Origin of the sequence: Rhodanobacter thiooxydans, assembly GCF_030291135.1 — a bacterium.
Taxonomy (GTDB): Bacteria; Pseudomonadota; Gammaproteobacteria; order Xanthomonadales; family Rhodanobacteraceae; genus Rhodanobacter; species Rhodanobacter thiooxydans_A.
Genome location: NZ_CP127409.1, coordinates 1,382,362 through 1,398,920 on the forward strand (window position 1 = coordinate 1,382,362; position 16,559 = coordinate 1,398,920).

Sequence of the window (16,559 nt, forward strand, 5' to 3'; positions counted from 1 at the left end):
GCCTTCCCCGAAGGAGATCCACGTGCATCCATTTCCTCCATCGCCCGCGACCGACCTGTCGCGGCGACGTTTCGTGCAGGGCCTGGCCCTGGGCGGCGCGGTAGCCGGCCTCGGCCTGCTGCGGCCCGCGAACGCTTGGGCGCTGACCAGCCTGGGGCAGCCCACGGTGCTGAGCGGCACCGACTTCGCGCTGGACATCGTCGAGCGCACCGTCAACTTCACCGGCGCAGCGCGGCCGGCGACCACCGTCAACGGCGGCGTGCCCGGTCCGCTGCTGCGCATGCGCGAAGGCAGCACGGTGACCCTGCGCGTGAGCAACCGCCTGCGCGTGCCGACCTCGATCCACTGGCACGGCATCATCCTGCCGTTCCAGATGGATGGCGTGCCCGGCCTCAGTTTCGACGGCATCGCACCGGGCGAAAGTTTTCTGTATCGGTTCCAGCTGCGCCAGAGCGGCACTTACTGGTATCACTCGCACTCGGGTTTCCAGGAACAGAACGCGCTGTACGGTCCGCTGGTGATCGATCCGGCCGGCCCCGAGCGCTACCCGACCGACCGCGACTACGTGGTGATGCTCAACGACTGGACCGACGAGGACCCCGCGCGCATCTACGCCAAGCTGAAGAAGCAAAGCGACTACTACAACTTCGCCCAGCCAACCGTGCCGGATTTCTTCCGCGACGTGCGCGAAAAGGGACTGGGCCAGGCGCTGGCGATGCGCAAGATGTGGAACGAAATGCGCATGAACCCGACCGACCTGGGCGACGTCTCCGGCTACACCTACACCTACCTGATGAACGGCGCGACGCCGGCGGGCAACTGGACTGGTATCTTCAAGCCCGGCGAGAAGATCCGCCTGCGCTTCATCAACGGCTCCTCGTCCAGCATCTTCGACGTGCGCATTCCTGGCCTGAAGATGATGGTGATCGCCGCCGACGGCCAGGACGTGCAGCCGGTGCCGGTCGACGAGTTCCGCATCTCGGCGGCCGAAACCTACGACGTGATCGTCGAGCCGCAGGAGGAGCGGGCGTACACCGTGTTCGCCCAGTCGATCGACCGCAGCGGCTACGCGCGCGGTACGCTGGCGCCGCGCGCAGGAATGACGGCGGAGGTGCCACCGGTGGACAAGCGCGTGTGGCTGGACATGCGCGACATGATGGGCGCGATGTCGCACGCGGAGCACGGCGGCGGTCATGCCGCGATGCCGGGCATGGATCACGGCAGCATGAACCATGGCAGCATGGATCACGCCGGCATGGCCGCTGCCCCCGCCGTGCGCCACGCCCGCACTGAATACGGCCCCGGCGTGGACATGCGCGTCGACACGCCGCGCAGCAACCTCGACGATCCTGGCATCGGCCTGCGCGACAACAGCCGCCGCGTGCTGACCTATGCCGACCTGCACACCGTCGGCGGCCCGATCGACGCACGCGAGCCCAGCCGCGAGATCGAGCTGCACCTGACCGGCAACATGGAGCGCTTCATGTGGTCGTTCGACGGCATCAAGTTCCCCGACGCCAGGCCCATCCATTTCAACACCGGCGAGCGCCTGCGCATCGTGCTGGTCAACGACACCATGATGAATCACCCGATCCACCTGCACGGCATGTGGAGCGAGCTGGAAAATCCGGATGGCCAGTTCCAGGTACGCAAGCACACCATCAACGTGCAGCCGGCGCAGCGCATCAGCTACGCGGTGACCGCCGACGCGCCGGGCCGCTGGGCCTACCATTGCCACCTGCTGTACCACATGGAAGCGGGCATGTTCCGCGAGGTGGTGGTGTCATGAGCACGAAGCGTCGCGACACCTCGATCGTTCCTCGTCGTGTGGCGTGGCTGGCCGCGCTGTTGCTGGCCATGCCGCTGGTGGCGACGGCGCAGAGCGCACCGGCCCCGGCCAGCAGCACAGCGCCCGTGCCGGTTGATCACGGCTCGATGCACGGGATGGATCACGGCGCCGTGCACCACGACGCGCCGATGCCCGCGCCGGTGGCATCCACCCACGTCATGCCCGGCATGGATCACGCGTCGATGCCCGGCACGAGCCGCCACCAGGCGCATGACGCGGGCACGAGCGTGGAGCCGATGCAGGGCGACCACGCGCCGGCGGATGCACGCAGCGGCGATTATTCCGACGGCATCGCCGTCAGTCCCGCGCACGCGCTGCACCTGCATGGCAGCACACCGGCCGGCATGTTGCTGGTCGATCAGTTCGAAGCATTCCACAGCCGCGACGGCAACGGCCAGTCGTGGGAAGCAGCCGGCTGGTACGGCAGCGACACCGACAAGCTGTGGCTGCGCAGCGAAGGCGAGCGCAGCGATGGGCGGATCGGCGATGGCGAGGTCGAGGTGCTGTGGGATCACGCCGTCGCCGCGTTCTGGAGCACGCAACTGGGCGTGCGCCATGACTTCGGCGCCGGCCCGCGGCGCAGTTGGGCCGCGTTCGGCGTGCAGGGCCTGGCGCCGTACTGGTTCGAGCTTCAGGCCACCGCCTATGCCGGGCCTTCCGGACGCACCGCGGCACGACTGCGTGCGGATTACGAGCTGCTTTTCACCCAGCGGCTGATCCTGCAGCCGGAACTGGAGGTCAACCTGCATGGCAAGTCCGATCCGGCCCGCGGCATCGGCAGCGGTCTTACCGATGCGAAGCTGGGATTGCGCCTGCGCTACGAGATCCGGCGTGAACTCGCGCCGTACATCGGCGTAGTCTGGACGCGCCGCTTCGGCGCCACGGCCGATTTCGCCCGCGCCGATCATCAGGCAGTCTTCGACCGGCAGTGGGTCGCCGGCCTGCGCATCTGGTTCTGAGGAGAGGTCATGAAACGACTCATCATCACCTTGGTGATTCTCTGCGTCATCGCCGTCGCAGGCGTCGGCGCCTTCGTCTGGTCCGGCGTCTACAACATCGGCGCCGACGCCCACCACACCAAGCCCGTCTACGCGCTGATGCAGGCGTTGCGCGAGCGCTCGATCGAGCATCATGCGCAGGGCATCGTGGTGCCGAACCTCGACGACCCGCAGCTGATCCTCAAGGGCGCCGGCCAGTACTCGGCGATGTGTACGGGCTGCCACCTGGCACCGGGCATGGCCGAAAACGAAATGCGCTCGGGCCTGTACCCGAAACCGCCGCAACTGGCGAAGTTCCGCCCCGATCCGCGCGAGGCGTTCTGGGTGATCAAGCACGGCATCAAGATGAGCGCGATGCCGGCGTGGGGCTCCAGCCACGACGACGCCACCATCTGGAGCATGGTGGCGTTCCTGCAGAAGCTGCCGGATCTGTCACCGGCGCAATACAAGGACATCGTGGCAAAGGCGCCGCCGGATGAAGACATGGACATGGACATGTCCGGCCACGACCACGATGCGGCGGAGCATGCGCATGAACAATGACGACACTGGCAACCACGCCGGGCGTGGCAACAGCATCGATCCGGCAACAATTCACACCGATACCAGGAGCACGGTAATGAAACGATGGTTTTCCCGCTGGGGCGTTACCCTGCTGTTCGCCGCGCTGTTCGCGCCGGCGGCGCTGGCCGCGAATGCGTTCGACGTCTACCGCGATCCATCCTGCGGCTGCTGTGGCGCGTGGGTCGACTACATGCGCGCACAGGGCTACACCGTCACCGTGCACCAGGACCAGCCAATGGCCGCGGTGAAGGCGCGCTTCGGCGTGCCACCCGGTGCGGTGTCTTGTCACACCGCGGTGATCGACGGCTACGTGGTCGAGGGGCACGTGCCGGTGGAGGACATCCGTCGCCTGCTCGCCGAGCGGCCGGACGCCATCGGCATCGCCGCGCCCGGCATGCCGATGGGTTCACCGGGCATGGAGATGGGCGCGCCCGAACGTTACGACGTGGTGCTGATCGGCCGCGACGGCTCGACCCGTGTCTTTGCGACCCATGCTCCCGCAGCGTAACTTTGGTCGGTTCCGCGCAGTACGCTGAAGCCCATGACGACTGAACTCATCCTGCGCAGCACGCTGACCTGCCCGCATTGCGGCCACCAGGCCACCGAGACCATGCCGACCGACGCCTGCCAGTTCTTCTACGACTGTCCCGGCTGCGGCGAACTGCTGCGGCCGAAGCCTGGTGACTGCTGCGTGTTCTGCTCCTGGGGCAGCGTGCCGTGTCCGCCCGTGCAGCAGCAGAAATCCTGTTGCGGATAGGCGCAGGTCCGGCGTGGGCGGCGTCAGCGATGCATCCCGATGCATCCGGCGCCCTGGTTTGGCAGGCTGTTTCCCGGTGCCGCTGCCGCCGGGTCATGGCGTGCCTGCCGGGAGCGGCGGCGGGTCAGTCGACCATGCTGTGGCTTTCAGTGGTGCCGATCAGCTCGGGCTGCTCCGGTGGGCGCACCCGCCGGTTCAGCAGCGGGTGCATGAACACCGCGGCCAGGATCACCGCCACGCCGGCGTAGAACCAGCGGTCCAGTTCATGCTGCTCGCCCAGCAGCACGATCGCCAGCACGATCGCGTAGACCGGCTCCAGGTTGGTCACCATCTGCGTGCCGAACGCACTCATGTGGCGCAGCGCCACCAGTGCCAGCGTGAACGGCAGCAAGGTGCAGCCGAACGCCAGCGCCAGCAGCAGCAGCGCGTCGTGTGCGCCAGGCAGCATGAATGCGGGGCCGGCGTGCGGAATGAACGGCGCAAGCAGGGTGAGGAAGACGGTGCCGGTGCCCAGCTCGATGAAGGTCACCGTGAGCGGATCGCCGTGCTCGACCAGGCGCTTGTTGAGCGAGCCGAAAAACGCCACGAACAGCGCCGACAGCACGCCCACCGCGATGCCCAGACGCATGTCGTGCGGCACGCCGCCCACCACCATCACCACGCCCGGCACCACCGCCACGCCGATCAGCAGCTCGCGCGGATCGAACCGGCGTTTCGCGATCCACGGCTCGATGAAAGCCAGGAACACCGGCCCCAGCGCGATGCAGGTGGCGCCGACCGAGGCGTTGGACAGCTTGATCGCGGCATAGAAAGTGAGCCAGTGCAGCGACACCAGCACGCCGATGCCGGCATACGCCCAGATCAGCCGCGCCGGCATCGCGCGCAAGCCGCGCCAGACCCGCGGCATCAGCAGCAGCGCCGCCACCACCAGCAACATGCGCCACCACACCAAGGGCAGCGCCGGCAGCGTGATCAACTTGCCGAGAATCGCGGTGAAGCCCCACAGCAACACGCAGAAGTGGATCTGCAGGCGGGCCTGGTTGACGGGTTGCATGGGTATTCGCAGGGAAGGGAGGCACGACATTCTAGCGCCGGCACCAGGGCAGGCTGATTCTCGCAAGGCACGTGCAATGGCCAGGCCTGTCGCTGCGCCGTGGTTTGAGTTTGCCGGTGGCTGTGGCAGATTGCCCTGACTTGCCTTGCGTCGGGGGAATCGCATGTCAAACCGTTCTGCCTTGATGGCGCTGTTGTTGCTGGGGTTGCTGCAGGTTCTCGCCGGGTGCTCGAAGAAGCAGGAGGTCTTGCCGGTCCCGATCAGCGGGGAACGGTCGAAGGCCGGTGCGATGCTGGCCTATGAGCACGTGCTGCGGATCAGGCTGCCCGGGGCCGAGATCGCCGGCCGCCTGGCGGCGGCCCGGCAGGCCTGCGAGACGGCCCGTTTTGGTGCCTGCAACGTATTGCGCATCGAGCAGGCCGAACACGACGCCGAACTCGCCGTGCGGATCGTTCCGGAAGGCGTGGAGCCGATGGCGAAGCTGGCTGCGCAAGGCGGCACGGTCGGGTTCCGGCAGACCACGGCGGAGGATCTCGCCGATGCCGTCAACGACAACCAGCGTCAGCGCGAACTGCTCGAGAAGCACGCACAACACCTGGTGGAACTGGCTGCGCGCAAGGACATTGCTGTTGCCGACCTGATCGCGCTCAGTCACGAGCAGGCTTCGGTGGAGAGCCAGCTGCACTCGCTGCAGGCGGTGGCCGCCAACCAGCAGCGTCGACTGGATACCAACCGGCTCGAACTGCATTTCGGCGACACCCGCGCGTACTCGCGCAGCGGGCGTATCGGTGACGGTTTTTCCGGCCTGCTCGACGAAACCACCGAGGGCGTGACCGATGCCCTGGGGTTGCTGGGCTACGGCCTGCCGTTCCTGATCCTGGCCTTTCCGCTGGCGCTGCTGTGGCTCTGGCTGTGGCGCCGGTTCACCCGTCGCGGACGAATGCAGGAGCGCTGACGAGACGCTGCCGACCGCTGCGTCGGGTACGAGCACTTACTTCCTCGCTGCCGGCTTGCCCGCCGGCAGCACGGTGCCGGAGCTGCGCAACTGCTGCAGCACAACGCGGCAGGTGTTGTCCCTCTCATCGTCGTGGCTGGGCGCAACCAGGGCGAGCAGGGCCGCGGCCGGGGCGGCGACCACGCCCAGTGCGACGGCGCCGGCGCCACGCGCCAGCAGCGGGCCGGCATGCACGCCGACGTCCGGATTCTTCAGCGTACCGCGGACGTACAGCGGCGAGCGCAGCGAGAACACGCGGAACCCCTTGGTGTGCGGCTTCACGTCGAGGTCGAGTTTCTCGTCGGCGAAGTTCACCGTGCCGGTCACGTTGACCACCGCGTCGCCGGTGTCGAACACGAACAGGCGCATGTCGAACAGGCCGTTGGTCGCGCTCATGTCGGTGGCGGCGCAGTTGATCGGCACCGTGCGGTCACCGAACAGCTTGCCGATGACGATGTTGGCCACGTTGAGGCCGGCGGTTTCCAGCAGGGTCTTGCTGATCGCGCCGTCGTTCATCAGCAGCTTCAGCTCGCCGTTCGCGCTGCCGAGCAGGGCGGCGACCGAGTTGCCCTGCGCATCAAGCGTGGCGTCGCCGTTGATCTCGCCGAAGCTGGTGCGCATCGGTTCGAAGGTCGGGAACAGCTGCTTGAGCTTGAGGTGGCGCGCATCGAGTTTCAGCACGCCGCGCATCGGCGTGCGGCTGCCGTCGAGGGTGAGGTTGCTGTGCACGGTGCCGCCGGCGAGGCTGAAGCTCAACGGGTCGAGGTACAGCGCGCCGTTGTTCATGACCAGGTGGGTGCTGAGCGAGTCGATCGGCAGCGCCGCGCCGCGCACGATGTGCGCACCGGCGAAAGTCACGTCCGCGTCCATCGTCTGCCAGCGGTCGGTGCGGAACGGTTCCACCGGCAGCAGCTTGTCGGCCGGTTGCGGCGTGGTGTCGCCGCGTTGCTTTTTCTCGGCGTTGGAATCGGCGCCGATCAGCGGGGCCAGGTCGGCGGATTGCAGCAGCTTCGAGTGCAGATCGCCGCTCAGCTTCGGCCGCGCACCGCCGGTGACGAACAGCAGGTTGCCGGCCAGGTCGCTGCCGCCGACGCGGCCGCGGAAGTCCTGGTAGCTGTAACGACTGCCGCGGCGGTGCAGTTCGGCCTTCAGGTGGCCTTCGGTCGCGTACGGCGGGGTGTCGGGCAGGGTGATGCCGGTGATCGGGTACAGCTTGGCCATGCTGGAGCCGGACAGCCACAGGCGCACGTCCAGCGCACCCAGGTGCAGCGGATCGGTCAGCGTGCCGACCAGGGCGATGCGGCTGTCGCCGATGCGCACGTCGGCCTGCAGCGGGAATGGCGCGGTCGTGTCCTGCAATGCCAGCACCGCGCCGGTGCGGCCCTTGCCCTTGAGCGGACTGCCCTGGTAGCTGCCTTCGGCGGTCCAGCCGAACTGATAGGCGATGGATGATTTCGCCTTGTCCGGACCCGGACCGGCATCACCGCTTTCCAAAGTTTCCTTTGCCGCAGCACCCAGCGTCTTGCCGGCTTCCTCGCGCGCGGCGCTGGATTGTTGGGCCACGATCTGGTCGTACGGAATCGCCGCCTGCAGCGGCTCCACCACCAGCTTGAGCTTCACGTGGCTGGCCGCGTCATCGAGCGTGAGCAGCCCCTGGTCGAAACCGATCGTGCCCAGCTGCAGCTTCCAGGCGGAAGGCGCCGTGTTTTTCGGCAGCACGAAATCCCAGCTGGCACGCCCCGACTTGTCGCGCTCGAGGTCGGCCGTGGGATGCACCAGCTGCAGCGTGGGCACCTCGATGCGGTGCGCCAGCAGCGGCAGCAGCGACAACCGGAAGCGCAGCGCGTCGAGGTGGGCGAACCGCGGCTGTGCTGCCCAGTCCGGGTTGGCGATGCTGATGTCGCGCGCGGTGAACTCGGGCCACGGCAGCCATGAGCCGGGCCAGCGGCCGTTGCGGTCGCGCTGCCAGTCGACGCTCAGTTCGCCGTTGATCGCGAACGGCCGGCCGATCGCCTGGCTGACCTTGTCGGCGATGAACGGCTTCATGCGATTCCAGTCGAACGTGGCGACGGCGATCAGCAGCACCGCGACCAGCACCAGCAGCGTGCCGGCGATCCAGCTGAGTACTTTTCGGCTGCGTTGCATCCGTCACTCCTGCGGCGGTTGACCCGCACGTCGTATGGACGGATCGAGTCATCGCGCCCAGTGATAGCCGCAGAGATGCAAAGGTTATGTGGTGATCGCCGACTGCTTTCAGACCCCGTTCACGCGCGCTCGCCGGGCGAAGCCTGCGGTGGATCAGGCCGCGACCTGGTTCTCGGCCCGCCGGCTGATGCAGTAGACCGCCGCCGGCGGCAGGTTGAGCAGTGCGCTGCCGACGCGGCGGGCCTGCAGGTTCAGCCGTGCGAGCAGGGCCGGCGATAGCGGACAACGCGGGCCGTAGGTGAACTGGTAGAACATGCCACCGCTGCGCAGCTGACGCGCGAACGCACCTTCCACGATCGCGGCGACCTGGGCCGGCGGCATCGACAGCAGCGGCAGGCCGCTGACCACGGCACAGGCGCGTTCGTCGCCGAACAGCGACTCGGTATCGCCGAGCCGGGCGGCGTCCATGCGCAGGATGGTCGCCTGCGGGTAGCGCCGGCTCAGCGCGTCGGCGAAGTGCGGATCGGCCTCGACCAGCGCCAGCCGGTGCAGCGGCACGCCACGCGCCAGCAGGGCGCGGGTCAGTGCGCCGGTGCCGGGGCCGAGTTCGATCACCGGGCCATCCAGCGCGCCGACCTGGCTGGTCATCAGCCGCGCCAGCGCCGCGCCGGATGGCGTCACCGCGCCGATGCCGCGCGGGTCGCGCAGCCAGGCACGCAAGAAGGCCAGGGTGTCGTTCAACGGCATGTCGCGGTTTCCAGCATCGGCAAGAAAGGCAAGGTAACCGACGCGGGTGAACAAAATGTTCGTCGTGGCGTGGCGGCTTCAGTGCGCCGGCTTCGCCTCGCGTACCGGCACGTCGATGCTGCACAGGTCGACCTTGCCGGCCGGCCGGGCATAGAACGCGTTGCGCCCGTTGCGTTTCGCCTCGACCAGCGCCGCGAAGCTGGCGCTGTCGGTGCGCAGCACCTCAATCGCCAGGCGATCCTTCGGCGGGAGGTCGGCGGCCAGGCGTATCGATTCGATGGTGATGCGCTGTGCCGGCTTCGTGTAGAAGCCCATCGGCTCCGGGCCGCGCGGCAGGCCGGACAGCAGCGGCATGCCTTCCAGCACGCGCCCGGCCACGGCGAGGTTGCGGTCCAGCCGGCGCGGCGCCTGGCCGATCACCGCGTACAGCGAACTACCGCTGCCGGTCTCCGGCGCCACGTCGCGCGCCACACCGACCATACCGTAGCAGTGCGCCAACCATTGCTGCCCGCTGGCCGGATCGCGCGCCACCGGGAAGCCTTCGCTGAAACCGACCTCCGGCGCGTAGACGTCGCCGTCCGGCAGCGGCGTCCACGGCAGCTTCGCGTCGAGCGCGCGGGTGAACTCCGGCGGTAGTGTCTTGCTGGCCTTGCCCAGCGAACGGAGCTTGCTCTTGTCGCCGTTGTCGTCGTCGTTGGGATCACCCCACTGGGTGACGAAGTTGTCCTGCACCCGGATGATCGCCAGCCCGTCGAAGTAGTGCTGGCGCACCAGGGTGCGGATGTTCGCCGCGTGCAGCGGGGTGAAATCCGGCGCCAGCTCGATCACCACGCGCCCGGTCGGCAGTTGCATGAACAACAGGTTCTGCGGGTCCGGCGTGCGCCACTCGGCCGGCGTGGACCTGGCCAGGATTTCCTTCGCGGTCGGCGTGGGCTTGTCCTGCTCGGCGGCGAGGGCGGACAGTGCCAGCAGGCTGCTGGTCAGCGCGAGTGCAACGATGAGATGGCGGCGAAGCATGGCATTCCCTGGGCAGTGGATGGGCAACGGTTGCAACTTAGCAGAGTGCTGCCGCTGATCACGCCACGCATGACTTCAGGCCCATGCACTAGTGTCAAGTTCGCACTATGGTTTACTCCAACCTAAGAAGCAGTGCGGGTGAGCCTGGATGGACGACAGCGTCAGCCAGTTGAAGAAGTTCCAGAAGGAGCTTTCCAGCGGCACCGTGTCTCTGGTGCTGCTGGCAGTGCTGGGGCAGTCGCGCCAGCCGATGTACGGCTACCAGATCGCCAAGCGGCTGGAAGAAACGGGTGAGGGCGTGCTGGCCGGCAAGCAGAGCGCGCTGTATCCCGTGCTGCGCAACCTGGAGGCGGCCGGCCTGCTCGCCAGCGAAGTGGAGCCGTCCGTCAGCGGGCCGCCGCGCCGCTATTACCGCATTACCAAACCGGGGCGCGAGGTATTGCGCGAATGGGTCGCCGCGTGGAACGCCACCCGCGATTCCGTCGATAACGTCTTGCAAGGAGGGGTGTCATGAACGCGCCACGTACCATCGTCGAATACCTTGAGCAACTGCGTGCCGCGCTGCGCGGTGCCGATCCGGCCCTGATCCAGGACGCGCTGTACGACGCCGAGGAACACCTGCGCGCCGAACTGGCCGAGCAGCCCGGGCGCAGCGAGGCACAGATGCTGGAACACGTCGCCGGCAGCTACGGCGCGCCGGACGAAGTGGCCGAGATCTATCGCGACCAGGAGATCAGGATCCAGCGCGCGCTGCGTCCGCCGCCGCCGCCGAAGCGCCGTTCGCTGGCCGGGCGTTTCTTCGGCGTCGCCGCCGATCCGCGCACCTACGGCGCGCTGTTCTACATGCTGCTGTCGCTGGCCACGGGCATCTTCTACTTCACCTGGGCAGTGACCGGGCTGTCGCTGTCGCTGGGGTTGTCGGTGCTGATCATCGGCCTGCCGTTCATCGTGCTGTTCTTCGGCAGCGTGCGCGTGCTGTCGCTGGTGGAAGGGCGCATCGTGGAGGCGATGCTGGGCATGCGCATGCCACGGCGGCCGGTGTACCCGACCACCGGCATGACCCTGCTGCAGCGCATCGGCAGCATGTTCACCGACGTGCACACCTGGACGACGCTTTGCTACATGTGGCTGATGCTGCCGCTGGGCATCGTGTACTTCACACTCGCCGTGACCTTGCTCAGCGTGTCAGTGGCCTTCATCGGCGCGCCGCTGGCGATGCTGTTCCGCGACGACAGCTGGGTGTCCTGGCCGCGCCAGGTCACCGTGGACTGGGGTCTTGGTGCGCATGTGCCGGGCTGGGGTGACGCGATCGCGATGTGCGTGATCGGCATCGTGCTGCTGTTCGCCACCCTGCACCTGGCGCGTGGCCTGGGCCGGCTGCACGGGCTTGTCGCCAAGCACATGCTGGTGCCGCGCGCGGCGAATTGACGGGCTATTCGATCACACCAGTTGCAGGTCCCGTGGTTGTGCCTGCGGGAATACCGCCTGCAACTCGCTGCCGGTCAACCCCCAGATGCGCCCGAACAAACCGCCCAGCACGTCGCGGTAGTCGTTGAGCACCTGATAATCGCGGTTCTGCAGCAGGTTCTGCTGGTTGACGGCGATCTGCTCGCCGGCGAGGCGTCCGCCGTTGACCTTGCCGCCGAGCACCCAGTGCACGGTGCCGTGGCCATGATCGGTGCCCTTGTCGCCATTCTCGCGGAAGGTGCGGCCGAACTCGGAGAGCACCACCACGGTGGTGTCGTTCCAGGCGTCGCCCAGTGCCTCGGCATAGGCGGCCAGGCCTTCGCCGAGGTTGCGCAAGTTGTTGGCGAGGCCGCCGCTGACGCTGCCCTGGTTGACATGGGTATCCCAGCCGCCCACGTCGACGAAGCCGAGCCGGTACTGCTCGCGCATCAGGGTGGCGATACGCCGCGTCTCGGCGGCGAAGTTGCGGGCGCCGGGCGCACCACGGCCGGCCTGCACCATCTCGTTGCGCAGGTCCGCCGACACGGTATTCGGCAGGGCCAGGCCATCGGTGGTGGCCGCGGCCAGCGGCGTGTCCTTGTACATGCCGGACAGGATGGCCGCCTGTCGTTTGTCGAAATGCGCCTTGGGATCGGCCTTCAGCGAGATGTTGGGGATGTCGCGTTGCGCGCCCTGGAAGCTCAGCGGCAAGTTGTTGGTGAACGCGATCGCCGAGGTTCCGCTGAGCAGGCCGGACAGCCGCGCGAGGAAGCCGGAACGATAGTTGCCCATGGACTCGGGTTCGCCGCGCTCGATGTGATCCTGCGTTTCGAAGTGGCTGCGGCTGAGGTCGCTGGTGCCGGCGAACGGGACGAACGCCAGCTGCTTTTTCTGCCACAGCGGATACAGCGTTTCGCGCACCACCGGGTTGAGGCCCCAGTCCGCATCCAGCGCGATGGCGCTGTCGGGGTTGCCGGGATCGGGCCTGGCGATGGCGAGGGTGGGGCGCGATGCGTAGTAGAAGTCGCTGCTGCAGGGCACCAGCAGGTTGTTGCAGTCGTAGCCGCCGCGCAGGAAGACCAGCAGGAAGCGCGGCGTATTCGCCGGTGCGGCAAACAGCCGGCCGGAGAACGGCAAGGTGGAAGCGGCGGCGAAGGCGCCGGCAGCGAGCAGGAATTCGCGACGGTTCATGGAGCACCCCGGTGGTGGTCGGCAAGTAAGCACATGCACACGGAAGAGGACATCAGCGGTAGTTGAAGTCGGGCGACGACAGCAGGAACGTGTTCCATTCCGTCGGCGACCTGGCCTGGCTCAGCGCATGGCCGGTGGCGATGGAGAGTCCTGGCGCGACCGCGTCGCGGTACAGCGCCGAGTCTTGCAACGCAGGGGCCTCCCGCGGCAGGTTCGAAGGATTGCCTGGCTGTGCAGGATCGTCATTGTCGGCGAACAGCCGATTGCGTCCGCTGCCGATCACGCCGGCGAAATCGAAGCGCTTGCTCATCTGGCCCGAGCCGGTCCAGCTGGCTGAATCCAGCGGCCAGCCGTCGGGTGTGATGCGGCCGTACAGCGGTTCGCCCATCTGCCGCAGCCAGTTCACCAGCGGCGCGGCGTTCGGGATCGGCTGGCCATCGTAGACGAGCCGCATCGACGAGACCAGGAAACGCATCGGATCCTTGAACTTGTGCCCGTCGGTGGCAGCGGCCTCCGGTGACAGCAGCATCGTGCGCACCACGGCCGCGATGTCGCCATCGGTGCGCTGGAAGGTCTTTGCCATCGCATCGACCAGCGCAGCCGGCGGCTGGTCGGCAATGAAGTATTCGGCAAGTTGCCGCGAGATGAAGTGGGCACAGGCGGGCTGGCGCACGATCAGGTCCACCGCCTGGGCGACCTCTGCATAACCACGGCCCCTGATGGTCTGGCCGAGGAAGTTCTTGTCGCCGAAGTCGTGCTGGTTCGGGTTGAACACGAACAGTCCGTCGCGCACCAGGCCGGGACGCGACCGGGCGAACAGGCGGCGACGTGCGGCCGGCTTCGCCGGCATCAGGCCGACACCGGTGAGGATGCGCATCAGCTGCTGCACATCCTGCTGGGAGTAGCCGGCGTTCACGCCCAGCGTGTGCAGTTCCATCAACTCGCGTGCATAGTTCTCGTTGGTCTTGCCCTGGACGTTGTGCACGTTGTCGAGGAATACCAGCATGGCCGGACTCTGCAGCGTGGCCATCACCAGATCCCTGAACTTGCCCAGCGCATGCGGGCGGATCACGTTTTCCTCGTAGTCGGCGGCGAACAGGCGCACCGGCCCCTTGTCCGCATAGATGCTGAAGTGGTTGAGCCAGAACCACACCAGCTGCTCCTTCAACTGGTCGCCACCGTAGATCGCGTGCAGCATCTCGGCCTGCGCGGCCTGCTGGTAGATGTCGCGGCGGTACTGCTGGAACGCCTTCTTGGCGGCGTCCTTGGCCGGACCGGCCGGTACCTGCCTGAACTGTTGCGCACGTTCCTGGTATTCGGCCAGCTGCTGCGGCAGCGGCGTGCTGATGACGGACAGGTGGTCGATCTGTGCGGCAACCTGCGGCGGCAGGCTGTCGTCGCCGCCGGCCAGCTGCTGGTCGAGGAAGCGCGTGCGGCCCAGTTCGCGGTAGCGCGCCAGCGTGGCGCTGTCGAGGCCGAAGCTGTCGCGGCGCAGCCAGGCGATGTCGCCCAGTCGCAGGCCATCCACTTTGGCGGTGACCCTGGCGGCTGGCAGCTGGTCCGGAGGATTCCCCTCGCCGGCACAAGCCAGTGCAGGAGCGAGCGTCAGCAGCAGGCCGAGAACCAGCGTGCGGTGGCGAAGCGGGGTGGCAGCGGGCATGCGTGCGTACTCCGGTGGTGGATGAGGGCAGTAGTGTCGAACGCAGTGGTGTCGGTTTGGATGACTCCGGCAGCGTGGCGAAAAGCGCATCAGGAAGGACGTGATTCAGCTTGTCGCCGTTGCGTGTCGTGGCAGTTACCATGCGACACCCGCCGGAGCCTGCCATGCCGAAGACCTACGACCGCGACTATTTCGACAAGTGGTACCGCGATCCGCGGCACTCGGTGGCCTCGCCAGCCGAGCTCAGGCGCAAGGTGGCGATGGTGGTGGCGCAGGCCGAGTACTACCTCGGCCGGCCGATCCGCAACGTGCTCGACGTGGGCTGCGGCGAAGCGAGCTGGCGCGCGCCGCTGCGCGCGTTGCGGCCGGGCATCGCGTATCGCGGGCTGGATGCCAGCGAGTACGTGGTGGCGCGCTACGGGCGCAGCCGCAACATCGGCCTGGCGCGCTTCGGCCAGCTGGAGCAGCTGCGCTTCGACACCCGTTTCGACCTGATCGTGTGCACCGACGTGTTGCACTACCTGAAACCAGGGGAGATTCGCGCCGGGCTGCAGGGCATCGGCGAGATGCTCGAAGGCGTGGCGTTCCTGGAGGTGTTCACCCGCCGCGACGACGTGGCCGGCGACCACCACGGCTTCGTGTCGCGCGCACCGGCGTGGTATCTGCGCGAGTTCGGCACGGTGGGTTTGCTGCCGTGCGGCTCGCACTGCTACCTCGGGCCGCGGCTGGAGCGCCACATCGCAGCGCTGGAACGGGCGCAGCTGCCGGTCTGAGGGCCAGCCTGCTCAGAACTCCAGATGCGCGCGCAGGCTGACGAAGCGCGCCGGCCCGCGGTCGCGGTTGTAGCCGGGGTTGCGGATCAGCTGCAGGTCGGGGGCGAGCGTGAGGTGATCGATCACGGCGACGTTGTAATAGACCTCGACAATGCGCTCACGCCCATACGTGAGGCCGCCGTCGCCAAGCGTGAATCCCTGGCCGCCCAGCGCCAGGTAGTCGCGGTGCGCCGGCGAGAGCGCATCGATCGCCAGGGCCACGCCGAGATGATCCTGCGGTCGGCTCCAATGAACGCCGGAAAGCTGCATGCCGACACTCAACGTGCGATCGACTTCGGCGAATGCGAACGATTCGTTGCGCCCGTCATTCCAGCCGGCGCGGGCGAACACGCCGGTATCGCCATCGTCGGCCAGCGGCAGCTCGCCGTTGATGGCAAAGCCATGCTTGCGCCGGCCAGGCCGGTCGTCGGCATGGATATCCGGCGCGGTGCCATGGGCCAGTGCATACGCGATCGCATCGCGGTACACACCCATGTTCGCGATGTTGCGGAACGCCAGCAGCCGTAGCACGCCACCGTTCGCCCAGGGCTGCAGGGTCAGCTCCAGTTGCTCGCCGCGTGCACGATGCGGCGAGCTTTCCAGCTTCGTTCCATTCGCCTCGACAGGCATCAGGTAGACGCCGTAGCGCAGGCTCCAGGTCGGGTTGATCCAGCCCAGCATCAGCCCATCGGTGTAGCCGCGGGTGTCGGCGGCGAAATCCCATGCAGTGTTGTTGAGCAGCGACCAGTTCAGGAATTGCGTGCGCGCGGCATCGGCGTAGCGGTTCTTGTCGAAGTCATCGCTTACCGCCATCAAGCCGAGCTTGATCTCGATGCGGTGCGTGGCTTCCAGCCCCGGCAATTGCCCCTGGCCACGCGTGACCGGCTCGCGTTCGTCGCCCAGCGGCAACGTCCAGCGCAGGTAACGCCGCGCCACGTACGCGGTCTTGCTCAAGGTGCCTCCACCGGAATGCACCACATCGCCGTTGGCGACGCCGCCGAGTCCGGTGGCACCGCTGACCGCTTCGCCCTTGAACATTTCCACATCGACATAGAACTGCAGATGTGCCGGCAGGGCCACCCCGAAATACGCACCGAACGTATGCGAGCGCTCGGTATCGCCTTGTGGCCGGAGGCTCATGGGGCCGCTGTATGGCGAGTGCAGCGTCGATTGATGCTGGTCAACCAGGGTGTATTGCGCGCCCAGCCACTGCGGCACAAACAACGGTGCGTCGCTGGCCAGTGTGGGCGCCGATGCCAGCGCGAGCCAGGTGGCTGCGCCGAACAGGTGAAATTTCTTCATGCGGATCTTCCGTGTACGCCGCA

Annotated in this window: 15 protein-coding genes and 1 pseudogene; 9 read left to right on the top strand and 7 right to left on the bottom strand. The window is 67.4% G+C overall.

Features of this window, described 5'->3' with window-relative positions:
* Positions 1-22: 22 nt before the first annotated feature.
* The 5 genes and pseudogenes from QQA13_RS06140 (at position 23) to QQA13_RS06160 (ending at position 4,168) form a co-directional block, all read left to right on the top strand.
* Positions 23-1,789, top strand: a complete 1,767-nt coding sequence (locus QQA13_RS06140; RefSeq protein WP_108471481.1) for a copper resistance system multicopper oxidase — start codon at positions 23-25, stop codon at positions 1,787-1,789.
* Positions 1,786-2,808, top strand: a complete 1,023-nt coding sequence (locus tag QQA13_RS06145) for a copper resistance protein B (RefSeq protein ID WP_108471480.1) — start codon at positions 1,786-1,788, stop codon at positions 2,806-2,808. The genes QQA13_RS06140 and QQA13_RS06145 overlap by 4 nt, the downstream gene beginning before the upstream one ends.
* Positions 2,809-2,817: 9 nt before the next feature.
* Positions 2,818-3,381 (top strand): annotated as a pseudogene (locus QQA13_RS06150) (c-type cytochrome); the annotation flags it as partial.
* An 85-nt stretch (positions 3,382-3,466) separates the two neighbouring features.
* On the top strand, positions 3,467-3,919 hold the full coding sequence (locus QQA13_RS06155) for a DUF411 domain-containing protein (protein ID WP_108471478.1): 453 nt from the start codon (positions 3,467-3,469) through the stop codon (positions 3,917-3,919).
* Between the two features lie 33 nt (positions 3,920-3,952).
* On the top strand, positions 3,953-4,168 hold the full coding sequence (locus QQA13_RS06160) for a GDCCVxC domain-containing (seleno)protein (RefSeq protein WP_108471477.1): 216 nt from the start codon (positions 3,953-3,955) through the stop codon (positions 4,166-4,168).
* A 124-nt stretch (positions 4,169-4,292) separates the two neighbouring features.
* Here QQA13_RS06160 and QQA13_RS06165 read toward each other — a convergent pair whose 3' ends face one another.
* Positions 4,293-5,222, bottom strand: coding sequence for a DMT family transporter (locus QQA13_RS06165; RefSeq protein WP_108471476.1), 930 nt, complete (start codon positions 5,220-5,222; stop codon positions 4,293-4,295).
* A gap of 163 nt (positions 5,223-5,385) precedes the next feature.
* On the opposite strand from QQA13_RS06165, the gene QQA13_RS06170 reads away from it, so the two are divergent.
* The gene (locus QQA13_RS06170; RefSeq protein WP_234411314.1) at positions 5,386-6,177 is read left to right on the top strand and encodes a DUF4349 domain-containing protein; all 792 of its coding nucleotides are present in this window, start codon (positions 5,386-5,388) and stop codon (positions 6,175-6,177) included.
* Positions 6,178-6,213: 36 nt separating this feature from the next.
* Here QQA13_RS06170 and QQA13_RS06175 read toward each other — a convergent pair whose 3' ends face one another.
* From QQA13_RS06175 to QQA13_RS06185, 3 genes are all read right to left on the bottom strand, one after another.
* On the bottom strand, positions 6,214-8,361 hold the full coding sequence (locus QQA13_RS06175) for an AsmA family protein (protein ID WP_108471474.1): 2,148 nt from the start codon (positions 8,359-8,361) through the stop codon (positions 6,214-6,216).
* A gap of 153 nt (positions 8,362-8,514) precedes the next feature.
* A complete protein-coding gene (locus tag QQA13_RS06180) occupies positions 8,515-9,108 on the bottom strand; it encodes a class I SAM-dependent methyltransferase (protein WP_108471473.1) in 594 nt (197 codons plus the stop codon).
* A 78-nt stretch (positions 9,109-9,186) separates the two neighbouring features.
* Positions 9,187-10,125, bottom strand: coding sequence for a peptidylprolyl isomerase (locus QQA13_RS06185; protein ID WP_108471472.1), 939 nt, complete (start codon positions 10,123-10,125; stop codon positions 9,187-9,189).
* A gap of 148 nt (positions 10,126-10,273) precedes the next feature.
* Here QQA13_RS06185 and QQA13_RS06190 point away from each other — a divergent pair, with 148 nt between their 5' ends.
* Together QQA13_RS06190 and QQA13_RS06195 are read left to right on the top strand one after the other, a co-directional pair.
* Positions 10,274-10,639 (top strand): PadR family transcriptional regulator, encoded by a 366-nt coding sequence (locus tag QQA13_RS06190; protein WP_108471471.1) that lies wholly within the window; start codon positions 10,274-10,276, stop codon positions 10,637-10,639.
* Complete coding sequence (locus QQA13_RS06195) at positions 10,636-11,553, top strand: sensor domain-containing protein (RefSeq protein WP_108471470.1); 918 nt, start codon at positions 10,636-10,638, stop codon at positions 11,551-11,553. Before QQA13_RS06190 ends, QQA13_RS06195 begins: the two co-directional genes overlap by 4 nt.
* 12 nt (positions 11,554-11,565) lie before the next feature.
* Here the strand turns inward: QQA13_RS06195 and QQA13_RS06200 are convergent, their stop codons facing one another.
* On the bottom strand, positions 11,566-12,762 hold the full coding sequence (locus tag QQA13_RS06200; RefSeq protein WP_108471469.1) for a DUF1501 domain-containing protein: 1,197 nt from the start codon (positions 12,760-12,762) through the stop codon (positions 11,566-11,568).
* Between the two features lie 52 nt (positions 12,763-12,814).
* Positions 12,815-14,422 (bottom strand): DUF1800 domain-containing protein, encoded by a 1,608-nt coding sequence (locus QQA13_RS06205; RefSeq protein ID WP_108471468.1) that lies wholly within the window; start codon positions 14,420-14,422, stop codon positions 12,815-12,817.
* Positions 14,423-14,586: 164 nt separating this feature from the next.
* On the opposite strand from QQA13_RS06205, the gene QQA13_RS06210 reads away from it, so the two are divergent.
* Positions 14,587-15,195 carry a class I SAM-dependent DNA methyltransferase gene (locus QQA13_RS06210; RefSeq protein WP_108471467.1) on the top strand — a complete coding sequence of 203 codons (609 nt, stop codon included), beginning with the start codon at positions 14,587-14,589 and terminating at the stop codon, positions 15,193-15,195.
* A gap of 12 nt (positions 15,196-15,207) precedes the next feature.
* On the opposite strand, the gene QQA13_RS06215 is transcribed toward QQA13_RS06210, so the two are convergent.
* Positions 15,208-16,536 carry a carbohydrate porin gene (locus tag QQA13_RS06215; RefSeq protein ID WP_108471466.1) on the bottom strand — a complete coding sequence of 443 codons (1,329 nt, stop codon included), beginning with the start codon at positions 16,534-16,536 and terminating at the stop codon, positions 15,208-15,210.
* Positions 16,537-16,559: the final 23 nt, after the last annotated feature.